Annotated in this window: 12 protein-coding genes; 9 read left to right on the plus strand and 3 right to left on the minus strand. The window is 64.5% G+C overall.

All coding sequences use genetic code 11. The features are described 5' to 3' along the window. Positions 1–134 precede the first annotated feature (134 nt). From L0C59_RS06410 to L0C59_RS06450, 9 genes are read left to right on the plus strand one after another with little or no spacing between them, the layout of a single operon-like run. Positions 135–896, plus strand: coding sequence for an ABC transporter ATP-binding protein (locus tag L0C59_RS06410; protein ID WP_243090454.1), 762 nt, complete (start codon positions 135–137; stop codon positions 894–896). After that, positions 893–2,827 carry a long-chain fatty acid--CoA ligase gene (locus L0C59_RS06415; protein ID WP_243090456.1) on the plus strand — a complete coding sequence of 645 codons (1,935 nt, stop codon included), beginning with the start codon at positions 893–895 and terminating at the stop codon, positions 2,825–2,827. The genes L0C59_RS06410 and L0C59_RS06415 overlap by 4 nt, the downstream gene beginning before the upstream one ends. Beyond that, on the plus strand, positions 2,824–3,717 hold the full coding sequence (locus tag L0C59_RS06420; RefSeq protein ID WP_038040001.1) for a branched-chain amino acid ABC transporter permease: 894 nt from the start codon (positions 2,824–2,826) through the stop codon (positions 3,715–3,717). The genes L0C59_RS06415 and L0C59_RS06420 overlap by 4 nt, the downstream gene beginning before the upstream one ends. Then, the gene (locus tag L0C59_RS06425; RefSeq protein ID WP_243090458.1) at positions 3,714–4,781 is read left to right on the plus strand and encodes a branched-chain amino acid ABC transporter permease; all 1,068 of its coding nucleotides are present in this window, start codon (positions 3,714–3,716) and stop codon (positions 4,779–4,781) included. Before L0C59_RS06420 ends, L0C59_RS06425 begins: the two co-directional genes overlap by 4 nt. 40 nt (positions 4,782–4,821) lie before the next feature. Beyond that, positions 4,822–6,024 carry an ABC transporter substrate-binding protein gene (locus L0C59_RS06430; RefSeq protein WP_243090460.1) on the plus strand — a complete coding sequence of 401 codons (1,203 nt, stop codon included), beginning with the start codon at positions 4,822–4,824 and terminating at the stop codon, positions 6,022–6,024. A 42-nt stretch (positions 6,025–6,066) separates the two neighbouring features. Beyond that, on the plus strand, positions 6,067–6,897 hold the full coding sequence (locus L0C59_RS06435) for an ABC transporter ATP-binding protein (protein ID WP_243090461.1): 831 nt from the start codon (positions 6,067–6,069) through the stop codon (positions 6,895–6,897). A gap of 47 nt (positions 6,898–6,944) precedes the next feature. Further along, positions 6,945–7,868, plus strand: coding sequence for an RluA family pseudouridine synthase (locus L0C59_RS06440; protein ID WP_243090463.1), 924 nt, complete (start codon positions 6,945–6,947; stop codon positions 7,866–7,868). 48 nt (positions 7,869–7,916) lie between these two features. Continuing rightward, on the plus strand, positions 7,917–8,801 hold the full coding sequence (locus L0C59_RS06445; RefSeq protein ID WP_243090464.1) for a DNA-methyltransferase: 885 nt from the start codon (positions 7,917–7,919) through the stop codon (positions 8,799–8,801). Further along, positions 8,776–9,441, plus strand: coding sequence for a hypothetical protein (locus L0C59_RS06450; protein WP_243090466.1), 666 nt, complete (start codon positions 8,776–8,778; stop codon positions 9,439–9,441). Before L0C59_RS06445 ends, L0C59_RS06450 begins: the two co-directional genes overlap by 26 nt. Here L0C59_RS06450 and lysN read toward each other — a convergent pair. Genes lysN through fabF form a run of 3 tightly spaced genes read right to left on the minus strand, consistent with a single transcriptional unit; the run spans position 9,424 to position 13,000 of the window. Then, positions 9,424–10,617: a 2-aminoadipate transaminase gene (gene lysN, locus L0C59_RS06455; protein ID WP_243090468.1), complete on the minus strand. Its 1,194-nt coding sequence runs from the start codon at positions 10,615–10,617 to the stop codon at positions 9,424–9,426. The genes L0C59_RS06450 and lysN overlap by 18 nt on opposite strands. 25 nt (positions 10,618–10,642) lie before the next feature. Next, the gene (locus L0C59_RS06460) at positions 10,643–11,773 is read right to left on the minus strand and encodes a deoxyguanosinetriphosphate triphosphohydrolase (RefSeq protein ID WP_243090470.1); all 1,131 of its coding nucleotides are present in this window, start codon (positions 11,771–11,773) and stop codon (positions 10,643–10,645) included. Then, the gene (fabF, locus tag L0C59_RS06465) at positions 11,774–13,000 is read right to left on the minus strand and encodes a beta-ketoacyl-ACP synthase II (protein ID WP_243090472.1); all 1,227 of its coding nucleotides are present in this window, start codon (positions 12,998–13,000) and stop codon (positions 11,774–11,776) included. Positions 13,001–13,067 lie beyond the last annotated feature (67 nt).

Consider the following 13,067-nt stretch of genomic DNA (forward strand, 5'->3'; position numbering starts at 1 on the left):
AATACCCTAAAGAGTGTAGCATAAGAAGGGCTGTACGGGGTCTAACGGTTTTTTACACCCTGGCAAGAGAGCGTTGACATTCCTCTGGGCTTTCCCCTATACTTCCCCCCAAACGGCTGTTAGGGAGGAGGTCTGTGGCCCAGCTTTTAGTGGAGAACATCACCCTAACCTTTGGCGGCGTGGCTGCCCTTTCCTCGGTTTCCCTGGCGGTGGAAGAGGGGGAGCTGGTTTCCGTCATCGGCCCCAACGGGGCGGGGAAGACCAGCCTCTTAAACTGCATATCCGGCTTCTACCATCCCCAGCGAGGTCGCATCCTCTTTGAGGGGCACGAGATCACCCGGGCAAGCCCCCACGAGGTGACCCGTCTGGGCATTGCCCGCGCCTTTCAGAACATAGAGCTGTTCTCGGGCCTCACGGTGCTGGAAAACCTCATGCTGGCCCGGCACACCCATCTGGGCTACAACCTGCTCCAAGCCGGGGTCTTTTACGGCAAGGCCTTGGCCAAGGAGGTGGACAACCGTCGGGTGGTGGAGGAGGTCATCGACTTCATGGAGCTGGAACCCTACCGCAAGGCCTTGGTGGGTAACCTTCCCTACGGGGTCAGGAAGCGGGTGGAGGTGGCCCGGGCCCTTTCCCTTTCCCCCAGGCTCCTCCTTCTGGACGAGCCCATGGCCGGGATGACCCTCGAGGAGAAGGAGGACATGGTCCGCTTCATCCTGGAGATCCGGGCCCGGGGTACCACGGTGATCCTCATCGAGCACGACCTTTCCGTGGTCATGGACATCTCCGACCGGGTCTATGTGCTGGACTTCGGCCAGGTGATCGCCGAGGGGGCCCCGGAGGAGGTGGCCAGGAATCCCAGGGTCCAGGAGGCCTACCTGGGGGTGGAGGCATGAAGGCCCTAAGGCCCTCCCACGAGATGAAACGCTACACCCTGCCCCAGCTTCTCCGCCTCAGGGCGGAAAAGGAGGGGGACCGGGTGGCCCTGAGGGAAAAGGACTACGGGATCTGGAATGAGATCACCTATGCCCAGTACTATGAGCAGGTTCTCCTCTTCGCCCACGGCCTCCTTGCCCTGGGGTTCCAGCCCGGAGAGAGGCTGGCCATCATCGCCGACAACATCCCGGAGTGGCTCTACGCGGAGCTGGGGGCCCAGGCGGTGAGGGGGATCAGCGTGGGGGTTTACCAAAGCAGCCTCCCCGCGGAGATCGCCTACATGCTCCAGTACACCGGGGCCAGGGTTGTTCTGGCGGAGGACCAGGAGCAGGTGGACAAGCTCTACGAGATCCGAAGCGAGATCCCCACGGTCCGCCACGTGATCTACGAGGACCCCAAGGGCATGCGGGGCTACCGGGACCCTTGGCTCCTTTCCTTTGAAGAGGTGCTGGAGCGGGGCCGGGAGCACCGGAGGAAAAACCCCGACGCGGTGGAAAGGCTCCTCCTCGAGGCGAGCCCCGAGGAGGTCTGCCACCTCTCCTCCACTTCCGGCACCACGGGCCGGCCCAAGGCGGCCATGCTCCGCCACCGCAACCTCATCCACATGGGGGTGGCCCTGCAGGAGGTGGACCCCCTCTTGCCCACGGACGATTACCTCTCCTTCCTGCCCCTGGCCTGGATCGGGGAGCAGATGATGTCGGTGGCCATGGCCCTCACAGGGGGTTTTGCCGTGAACTTCCCCGAGGCGGTGGAAACCGCCATGCAGGACCTGAAGGAGATCGGACCCCACGTGATGTTCAGCCCTCCCAGGGTCTGGGAGAGCATCCAAAGCGGCATCTGGGTGCGCATGTCGGAGAGCTACGCCTTCAACCGCTTCGTTTACGAGAAGCTCCTCAAGATAGGCTACCGGGCGGCGGAGTACCGCATGCGGGGAAAGCCCATGCCCCTGGGGCTTCGCCTTTCCTACTGGCTGGCGGACCAGGTGCTTTTCAAGCCCTTACGGGACCAGCTGGGCTTCTTGCGCCTAAGGCGGGCCTATACGGGGGGTGCCGCCCTGGGCCCCGATGTCTTCCGCTTCTTCCACGCCATCGGGGTGAACCTCAAGCAGATCTACGGCCAGACGGAGATCATCGGCATCGCCTTTGTCCACCGGGACGGGGACGTGCGCCACGATACCGTGGGCCTGCCCATCCCCGGCACCGAGGTCCGCATCAGCGAGGAGGGGGAGATCCTCTGCCGCTCCGATGCGGTCTGCGCCGGGTACTGGGAGCGCCCCGAGGCCACGGCGGAAACCTTCCGGGATGGCTGGCTCCACACAGGGGATGCCGGCTACCTCACGGAGGACGGGCATCTGGTGGTGATCGACCGGCTCTCTGACGTGATGCGCACGGAGAAGGGCACGGTCTTTAGCCCCCAGTTCGTGGAGAACAAGCTGAAGTTCTCCCCCTACATCAAGGAGGCGGTGGTCTTCGGGGACCGCAAGCCCTACTTGGCGGCCCTCATCAACATAGATCCCCAGACGGTGGGCAAGTGGGCGGAGGACCGGGGGCTGGTCTACACCACCTATTTGGACCTCTCCTTGAAGCTCGAGGTGGCTGAACTCATACGCCAAGAGGTGGAGAAGGTGAACAGGGAACTTCCCGACGACCTCAAGATCCGGCGCTTTGTCCTGCTCTACAAACTTCTGGACGCCGACGATGAGGAGCTCACCCGCACCGGCAAGGTGCGCCGGGGGCTCATCGCCAAGAAGTATGCGCCCCTGGTGGAGGCCTTGTATTCCCAGACCCAGGCGGTGGAGGTGGAGGCGGAATACCGCTACCAGGACGGGACCGTCCAGCGGGTGCGGGCCCGGGTACCGGTTTTGGACCTGAGGGAGGAGGTGGCGGTGTGAGCTTCTTCTTGCAGCTCCTTTTTTCCGGCATCGTCCTGGGTTTGGTCTACGCCTTGGCGGCCCTGGGCTTTGTGCTCATCTACAAGGCCAGCCGGGTGGTGAACTTCGCCCAGGGGCAGTTCATCGCCATCGGGGCCTTTTTGGCCTACTGGGCCATGGTGTCCCTGGGGGCACCCTTCCTCCTGGCCGCAGCCTTGGCCTTGGCCTTGACCGCCCTTTTGGGCTTTGGGGTGGAGCGGGTTTTCCTCAAGCGCTTGGTGGGCCAGCCCATCATCTCGGTCATCATGGCCACCATCGGCTTGGCCTCCCTGCTGGACGGCCTCATCCACCTCACCCCCTACGGGGCGGGGAACTTTAGCTACCCCAGCTTCCTTCCCGCAGGGGGCCTCACCCTTCTGGGCGTCCAGATCTCTTACGCCCAGCTCCTTGCGGTGGCCTTCACCCTGCTTTTCCTCCTGGCCTTCACCTGGTTTTTCCAGCGCTCCACCCTGGGCGTGGCCATGCGCAGCGTGGCCGACGACCAGATGGCGGCCATGAGCCTGGGGGTTTCCGTGGAACGGGTCTTCGCCCTGGCCTGGGCGGCGGCGGGGCTTACGGCGGCGGCCGCGGGGATGGTGGTGGGGACCATCTCCGGCCTCAACCTGGACGGCCTGGTGCACATCGGCCTCAGGGTTTTCCCCGTGGTGATCCTGGGAGGGCTGGATTCCATCCCGGGGGCGGTGGTGGCGGGGATCCTCATCGGGGTCTTGGAAAACCTGGCCGCGGGCTTTCTGGACCCCTTTATCCCCGGTGGGGGCACCCGGGACGTCTTCCCCTTCCTGGTGCTGCTCTTGGTCCTTTGGTTTAAGCCCCATGGCCTTTTCGGCACGGAGGAGATCGAGCGCGTATGAGAAACCCCTGGGCCCAGACCGGAAACTACCGCACCTCGTACCAACAGGACACCAGCATCTTCGCCACCCATCGGGAGCTGGTCTCCCTTCTCCTCTTCCTGGGTTTTCTCCTGGTTTTGCCCCAGTTCCTCTCCCGCACCCAGGTCTTTATCCTGGACCTGATCCTGGTCTACAGCATTGCGGTGTTGGGGCTGAACATCACCACCGGCTACGCCGGCCTCATCAACATCGGCCAGGCGGCCTTCATGGGGGTGGGGGCCTACACCGCGGCCCTTCTTGCCCCCCAGGGGCTCCCCTTTTGGCTGGTGGTCCCCTTGGGCGGGGGGGTGGCGGCCTTTTTCGGCTTTCTGGTGGGGATTCCGAGCCTCAGGGTGAAGCACCTGTACCTGGCCCTGGCCACCTTGGCCTTCCAGGTGGTGTTTGAGTGGACCGTGGGCCACATGCCCCTTCTCAAACAGGGCGGGGCCATGGACATGCCCCGGGCCAGCTTTTTGGGTTACGAGGCGGGTTTTCGCACCCACTTCCACTTCTGGTACTATGTTTCCCTGGTGGTTTTGGTCCTCCTTGCGGTCTTCTTCCGCAACCTCCTGCGCACCCGTTACGGGAGGGCCTTGGTGGCGGTGAGGGACAACGACCGGGCCGCAGACGCCATGGGCATGGACCCGGGCCGCACCAAGCTCTTCGCCTTTGCCCTGGGGGCCTTTTACGCGGGGGTGGCGGGGGTGCTCTACGCCTACCTTTCCCGGGCTGTGGTCATAGAGGATTACACCTTCGCGGTTTCCATCAAGCTTTTGGCCATGGCCATCGTGGGGGGGTTGGGTACCCTGGTGGGAAGTTTTCTGGGACCGGTTTTCCTGGAGCTTTTGGACGTGAACATGGAAGCCCTTTCCCACCTCATCAAGGGCCTGGGCTTCAGCATGGCCGGGGTGGATGTGGCCAGCGCCCTGAGGCCCTTGGCCTTCGGCCTTATCATCGTGCTCTTCCTGATGTTTGAGCCCCGGGGGCTTTACAACTGGTGGCGGATCGTGCGAAGCTACTTCCGCACCTGGCCCTTCAAGTACTAGGCAACCCCCCTTATGGGGTTGGCAATGGGAGGTGAGGCAGATGCGAAAACTCTGGTTCGGTCTACTGGCGATGGCGGGGCTGGCCTTGGGCCAGCAGCAGGTGACCATCCTGTGGTCGGGGGCCATCACCGGCCCCACCTCGGATGCGGGGGCTCCTTACGGGGCAGCGGTGGAGGACTACTGCAAGTACGCCAACGAGAGGAAGCTGATCCCTGGGGTGGTCCTAAACTGCCTAGTGCGGGATGACCAGTACAACAACGCCAACACCCAGCGCTTCTTTGAGGAGGCCCTGGACCGCTTCAAGATCCCCGTGTTCCTCTCCTACGCCACCGGGGCCAACCTGCAGCTCAAGTCCCTGATCCAGGAGGTGAAGGTACCCACCATTCCTGCTTCCATGCACGTGGAGCTCATCGACCCACCCAACAACGACTACTTCTTCATCCCCACCTCCACCTACTCCGAGCAGGTGGTGGCCCTTTTGGAATACATCGCCAAGCAGAAGAAGGGGGCTAAGGTGGCCTTGGTGGTGCACCCTTCCCCCTTCGGCCGGGCCCCGGTGGCCGATGCCCGGAAGGCGGCGGCCCAGCTGGGGCTTCAGATCGTGGATGTTCAGGAGGTGGGGGCGGGCAACCTGGACAACACCGCCCTCCTGAAGCGCTTTGAGGCGGCAGGGGTGGAGTATATCGTCCACCAGAACGTGGCCGGCCCCGTGGCCAACATCCTGAAGGATGCCAAGCGCCTGGGTCTGGACAAGAAGATGAAGCAACTGGGGGCCCATTACACCGGTGGCCCCGACCTGGTCAAGCTGGCGGGGGATGCGGCGGAGGGATTCCTCTGGGCTACCAGCTTCTACATGTTCCACGAGGATGCCCCGGGTATCCGCTTGCAGAAGGAGCTCGGGCAGAAGTACGGGCGGCCACAGGCCATCGTGGAGAGCGTGAACTACACCAACGGCATGCTGGCCACCGCCATTGCCGTGGAGGCCATGCGCCGGGCCCAGGAGCGGTTCAAGCGCATCACGGGGGAAACCGTCTACCAGGCCCTCGTGGGGATGAACGGGCCCAACGCCTTCAAGCCGGGGTTTGCCGTTTCCACCAAGCAGGGCATTGAGATCGACTTCACCAAGAGCGAGCACACCGGGGCGGAGGGCTTGCGGATCCTCGAGGCCAAGGGTGGCCGCTTCGTCCCCGTGACCGAGCCCTTCACCTCGGCCCTCTTCCGCAAGGTGCACTACGGCAAGTAAACCCTTTAGCCCGGGGGGATTCCCCCGGGCATTCCCCTCGCCATGAGCCTGAACCCCACGCGCCCCGAAGACTTAGGCTCCACCCTCCTCTTGGTCAACAACATCGAGGTGGTCTACCACGACATCATCCAGGTCCTGCGGGGGGTTTCCCTGAAGGTCCCTGAGGGGCGCATCACCGCCCTCCTGGGCCCCAACGGGGCCGGGAAGACCACCACCTTAAGGGCCATCTCCGGCCTCCTAATCCCCGAGGACGGGGGGGTGGTGAGGGGGGAGATCCTCTACCAGGGGAAGCCCATCCATAACCGCCCCCCCGAGGAGATCGTGAGGATGGGCATTGTCCAGGTGCTGGAGGGCCGGCGGGTCTTCAAGCACCTCACGGTGGAGGAGAACCTGCGGGTGGGCACCTTGACCCGTAAGGACACCCACCTGAGGGAGGACCTGGACCGCATCTACCACTACTTCCCCCGCCTGGCTGAGCTCAGGAACCGTCTGGCCGGTTACTGTTCGGGAGGCGAGCAGCAGATGATCGCCATCGGCCGGGCCCTTCTGGCCAGGCCCCGGCTTCTCCTTCTGGACGAGCCCTCCTTGGGCCTGGCTCCCCTTTTGGTGCGGGAGATCTTTGACATCGTGGCCCGGGTGAACGCCGAGGAGGGGGTCACGGTCCTGGTGGTGGAGCAAAACGCCCGGGTGGCCCTTTCCATCGCCCACTACGGGTACATCATGGAAACCGGGCGGATCGTTCTGGAGGGGGACCGGGACTACCTTCTGGAGAACCCCGACGTGCAGGAGTTCTACCTGGGGGTGGCCAAAGGGGGCGGGCGCAAGAGCTTCAAGGAGGTAAAGGCCTACAAGAGGCGGAAGCGGTTCATGTAGGCCCCTAGGGTTCCCGGCGTGGCGGAAGCCGCGCCGGGGTTCGTATCATGGAGGGCGTGGTGCGCTTTCGCATGGAGGGGGTGCGCCTGGACCAGGCGGTGGCCGAGGCCTGCGGGGTGAGCCGAAGCCGGGCCCAGGAGTGGATCGCCCAGGGACGGGTCCAGGTGGGGGAGAGGGTGGTGGAAAAGCCCTCCTACCGCCTCAAGGGGGAGGAGGTTCGGGTACTTCCCCCGGAGGAAAAGCCCTTCGTAGCCCCCCAGGACCTGGCCATTCCGGTGCTCTACGAGGATGAGGACCTCCTGGTCCTCAATAAGCCCGCGGGGCTTCTTACCCATCCGGCTCCTGGGGTGTACACGGGCACCGTGGTCAACGCCCTGTTGGGGCGGTACTTCCCTCCCCAGGAGGCGGAGCGGCCCGAGGAGGTGCGCCCCGGCATCGTGCACCGCCTGGATAAGGAGACCAGCGGGGTCCTGGTGGTGGCCAAGCATGGGGGGGCCCTCGAGGCCCTGGCCCGGGCCTTCCGCGATAGGCTGGTGATGAAGCGCTACCTGGCCATCACCGAAGGGCATCCCAAGGAGGGCACCCTCATCGCCCCCATAGGCCGGCATCCCGTGGAGCGGCACAAGATGCACGTGGGGGGGATCGCGCCCCGCTATGCGGAGACCGATTTCCGGGTCCTGGCCACGGCCGGGCCCTACGCCCTGGTGGAGGCCAGGCCCCACACCGGCCGCACCCACCAGATCCGGGTCCACCTGAGGCATCTGAAGGCTCCCATCCTGGGGGATGCGGTCTACGGCCGGGAAAGCCCCCACATCCCGCGGCAGGCCCTGCATGCCTACGAGCTTCGCCTTCCCCATCCCCGCACCGGGCGCATCCTGGAGTTTTTGGCCCCGGTGCCCCTGGATATGGTCCAGGCCTGGGAGGCCTTGGGGGGGAGATGGCCGGAGGAGATTTCCAGGGCACTATACTGACAGTAAATGAGCTCTTTAAAGGAACTTGTTTCTAGTAGCAAGGTGGGAATGGTGGGGGAAAAAGAGGAGGCTCCCCTAACTTTTCCTGCGAGCCGCCACCGCCTCCTCATAGGGGACGCCCGCAGGGCCCTTTCCTCCCTGCCTCCGGATTCCGTACACCTGGCGCTCACCTCTCCCCCCTACTGGAACCTGAAGCGCTACGAGGACTTGCCGGGACAGCTTGGACACCTGGAGGACTATGAGGCCTTTCTGGATGCCCTGGATGAGGTCTGGCGGGAAGTCTACCGGGTGCTGGTTCCCGGAGGGCGCCTCATCGTGGTGGTGGGGGATGTGGCCGTGTCCAGGAGGCGGTTTGGCAGGCATTTGGTCTTCCCCCTGCACGCGGACATCCAGGTGCGGTGCAGGCGGTTGGGCTTTGACAACCTGAACCCCATCCTGTGGCTCAAGCACACCAACGCCCACCTCGAGGCGGGCCGCCCCGGCTTCTTCCTGGGGAAGCCCTACGAGCCCGGGGCCATCATCAAAACCGAGGTGGAGTACATCCTCATGCAGAGAAAGCCGGGGGGGTATCGGAAGCCCACTCCTGAGCAGAGAGAGAAGAGCCGCATCCCCAAGGAGCTTTTCGGGCGGTGGTTCCGGCAGGTTTGGGACGATATCCCCGGCGAAAGCACCAAAGCCCACCCAGCCCCCTTCCCCCTGGAGCTGGCAGAGAGGCTTGTCCGCATGTTCTCCTTCGTGGGGGATGTGGTGCTAGACCCCTTTGCGGGCTCCGGCACCACCCTCATAGCCGCCGCCCTGCACGGGCGCCACGCAATAGGCGTGGAGCTGGTGCCCAGCTACGGAAGGCTGGCCCAGGAGCGGTTTGCCCGGGCGGTACCCCGGGGGCGCCTGGTCTTGGAGGTGGTGGATGGAGCTGAACGCCTTAGCCCATGAGCTGGAAGGGGTACTCCAGCGGATGCTCGGATCAGCAGTTACCAGCAGTAGACGCCAGGATCCCTTGGCGGATTACCTTTTGAGTAGGTTAGGCCAACGGTTACCGTCACACCTCTTACCATATCTACAAAAAGAAGCAAAGGTGCCTGGCTTAGCCCGGGAGAAGTCTTGGGACCTGGGCTTAATCTACCCTGGAGGAAAGGGAATCTTGAAAAAACCCCGCATCCTGATATCCCTTAAATCCATTTTGGCTAATCCCTCGGGAGCTTGGCCCAACCGCTTGGACGACCTTATAGGTGAGGTATCCTCGGTACAGATGCTTTTTCCTGAGGTAGTGGTGGGATATGTGGCGGTTTTGGACCGCGGAGCTCCTAGGGAGGGCAAGCGGCCCATAGGCAATGAGCTGGAGCCTCTTTATAAACGCTTCAAGCAGGGCCTGGCAGCGCTTTCCAAAAGGGAGCCTCCTCTATGGGCGCAGGGGCTGATTGAAGGGCATTGGGTGGTGGAGATAGACACGCGGAGCCAGCCGAGTTTGCTGGACCCAGAGGAAACGGTAAGAAAGGGTGAGGTCTTTGTGGACGCCTTGGTGGATGCCCTTCGTAAGAGGGAGCCTTTGCTGTTCTTAGGCAGAGGCGAGTAGACCCTTTAAGGCTCTAGCCAGCCCCTGGATTCCTTCTGCTATCCGCTCCTCGTCCATGGTGGCGTAGGAGAGCCTCAGGGTATTCTCCCCACCCCCGCCCGCAAAGAAGGGGCCTCCGGGCACGAAGGCCACGTTCTCCTCCATGGCCCTTTGGAAGAGGGCCTCGGCGGAAAGCCCTTCGGGGAGGGTCATCCACACAAACATCCCCCCCTTGGGCCGGGTGTAGACGACCTCTTTGGGCATCTCCCGGTCCAGGGCCTCCAGCATGGCCTGGGCCTTGGCCTTGTAGGTGGCGCGGATTCTTTCCAGGCGTTCTGGGAAGCCCTCCTTCACCAGCTCGTGCACCAGGATCTGGTTGAGGACCGGGGTGTGCAGGTCCACCCCCTGCTTGGCCTGGGTGAGCTTGAGGATCACCTCGGGCTGGGCCACGGCGAAGGCCACCCGTAGGCCCGGGGCCAGCACCTTGGAGAAGCTGCATAGGTAGATGACCCCGGGATACCCTGCTTCCCGGGCCAGCTCAAAAAGGCTTGGCAGGCGGCGTTCCCCGAAGTAGAGCTCCCGGTAGGCGTCGTCCTCCACCACCACCAAATCCCGTTCCATCGCCATCTCCAGAAGGCGCTTGCGGGCCTCGAGGGGCATAAGCCCCCCGGAAGGGTTCTGGAAGGAGGGGATGAGGTAGAGGAAGCGGGGGCGTTCCCGCTCCAGGACCTCCTCCAGGGCTTGAAGGTCCGGCCCCTCCTCACCCGCCGGCACCGTGAGGAAGCGGGGGCCATAGGCCCGGAAGGCCTGGATGGCCCCCATGTAGCTGGGGGCCTCCAACAGAACCGGGCTTCCCTCGTCCAAAAAGACCTTGCCCAGGAGGTCCAGGGCCTGCTGGCTTCCCGTGGTGATGAGGACCTCCTCGGGGCTTACCCCAACCCATTCCGCCACCCAGGCCCTTAGGGGGAAGTAGCCCTCCGTGGGCCCGTACTGCAGGGCCACCTCGCCTTGGCTACTTAGGATCTCCGCCGCTTTCCTTGCCGCCTCCTCCTTGGGGAAGAGCTCAGGGGCGGGAAGCCCCCCGGCGAAGCTGAGGACACCGGGGCGCTGGGTGAGCTTTAGCAGCTCCCGGATGGTGGAGGCTTGGATGCGCCTGGCCCGCTCGCCCAAAAGGGTATTCCAGTCCAGGGTTTTCACCTACCCATTTTAGCCCCTGGGGCCCTTAGGGAAAGAGCTTGCGGTAGGCCTCGAGGGCGTACCGGTCCGTCATGCCCGCGAGGTAGTCGCACACCGCCCGCTCCAATCCCTCCTCGGGGATGCGGGCTTGGACCTCCTTGGGCAGGAGCTCAGGGTAGCGGGTATAGGTGGAGAAGAGGTTTTCCAGAACGATCTCCGCCTTACGCCTTTCCCTTAAGACCTCGGGATGGCGGTAAAAGCGCTCCATGAGAAAGGCCTTGAGTTCCCGGTGGGCCTGTTCAGCCTCGGGGGTGAGGGCAGCCAGGCGTTTAGGGTGCCGGCGCACGTCCTCGGCGTTCCTTACCCACGACCCCTCCACCGCCGCGTGGGTGGCCTCTATGGCGGCGGTGATGAAAAAACCCAGAAGCTGGCGCACCAGGATGCGGCGGGAGAGCTCGGTGAACCTCTGGAGGTCCAAGCCCTCCTCCCGGGCCAGCTCCTGCAAAAGGGTCACCCCGTTGAGCTCCTCGGGGCGCAGGAGGCCGCTACGGAGCCCATCGTCCAGGTCGTGGGCCGCGTAGGCGATGGCGTCCGAGAGGTCCACCACCTGGGCCTCGAGGGTGCCCCTGCCCTCGTACTCCGGTTTGAAGCCCGGGGCGTAGGCGGCCTCGTGGGTGGCGATCCCCTCCAGGACCTCGTGGGTGAGGTTCAGGCCCTTGAAGCCGGGGTAGCGCACCTCCAGCTGGGTGAGGATCCTAAGGGCCTGGGCGTTGTGCTCAAACCCCCCGTGGTCCCGCATGAGCTCGTTCAGGACCTTCTCCCCCGTGTGGCCGAAAGGCGGGTGGCCCAGGTCGTGGGAGAGGGCGATGGCCTCGGTGAGGTCCTCGTTGAGTCCCAGGGCACGGGCGATGGAGCGGGCCACCTGGACCACCTCGAGGGTGTGGGTCAAGCGGGTGCGGTAGTAGTCCCCAGCCCAGTTGGGAAAGACCTGGGTCTTGTATTCCAGGCGGCGGAAGGCGGTGGTGTGGAGGATACGGTCCCGGTCCTTCTGGTAAGGGGTGCGATAGGGGGACTCGGGCTCTGGGTGTTTCCGCCCCCGGGTGTCCCGGGCCTTTTGGGCGTAGGGGGCGAGCCTCTTGCTTTCCTCCTCCAAAAGCCTTTCCCGGCCTATCAGCATCTAAACCCGCTTGAAGAGCAGGACGGCGTTCTGGCCGCCGAAGGCGAAGGAGTTGGAGAGGGCGTAGGCCACCCTGGCCTCCCGGGGCTCGGGCACGAAGTCCAGGTCCAGCTCGGGGTCGGGGTCCTCCAGGTTGATGGTGGGGGGGATGATCCCATGGTAAAGGGCCTGCACCGTGGCGATGGCCTCGATGCCCCCGGCAGCCCCCAGGAGGTGGCCGGTCATGCTCTTGGTGCTGGAGACCATGAGCCTCTTGGCGTGCTCCCCAAAGACCTCCTTGATGGCCAGGACCTCCGCCCGGTCCCCCACGGGGGTGGAGGTGCCGTGGGCGTTGATGTAGCCCACTTCCTCGGGGTTAACCTTGGCGTCCAATAGGGCGCGGCGCATGGCCAGGAGCGCTCCTTTGCCCTCTGGGTGGGGCTCGGTGATGTGGTGGGCGTCGGCGCTCCGGCCAAAGCCCACCAGCTCGGCGTAGATCCTGGCTCCCCGCCTCTTGGCGTGCTCGTACTCTTCCAGGACCAAGACCCCGGCCCCTTCCCCCATCACGAAGCCGTCCCGGCTTAGGGTGAAGGGGCGGCTGGCCTTGGTGGGCTCCTCGTTCCGGGTGGAAAGGGCCCGCATCACCGCAAAGGCCCCGATGGCCATGGGGGTGATGGCGGCCTCCGTGCCCCCGGCGAGGACCACGTCGGCCTCCCCCAGCTGGATCATGCGGAAGGCATTTCCCAGGGCATCCGACCCCGTGGCGCAGGCGGTGACGGCCGTGGAACTGGGCCCCATGAAGCCGTAGCGCATGGCGATGTGGGCCGAGGCCATGTTGGCGATCATCATGGGGATGAAGAAGGGGCTTATTCGGTTTGGGCCCCGTTCCAGGAAAACCTTGCTCTGGGCCTCCCAGGTCTCCATGCCCCCAATGCCCGTGCCCACCAGGGTGCCCACCCGCTCGGGGTCCAGGGCGCCTGGCTCCAGCCCCGCGTCCCTCAGGGCCAGCTCGGCGGCGATCAAGGCGTACTGGACAAAGCGGTCCAGGCGCCTCAGCTCCTTCTTATCGATGAACTCCTCTGGATTGACGTCCACCTCGGCGGCGATGCGCACCGGCAGGGCCGAGGCGTCAAAGCGGGTGATGGGGCGCACCCCGCTCTTTCCCGCCAACTGGGCCTTATGGTAAGCCTCCGCCCCCATCCCGATGGGGGTGAGGGGTCCTAGGCCGGTAACCACCACGCGTCGCATGGGGGTAGTATACCCTGCCCACCCCTGAAAGCGGGAAACGGGGCGCCTTTGGCGCCCCCTTTTTCCC

Origin of the sequence: Thermus neutrinimicus (assembly GCF_022760955.1) — a bacterium.
Classification (GTDB): domain Bacteria; phylum Deinococcota; class Deinococci; order Deinococcales; family Thermaceae; genus Thermus; species Thermus neutrinimicus.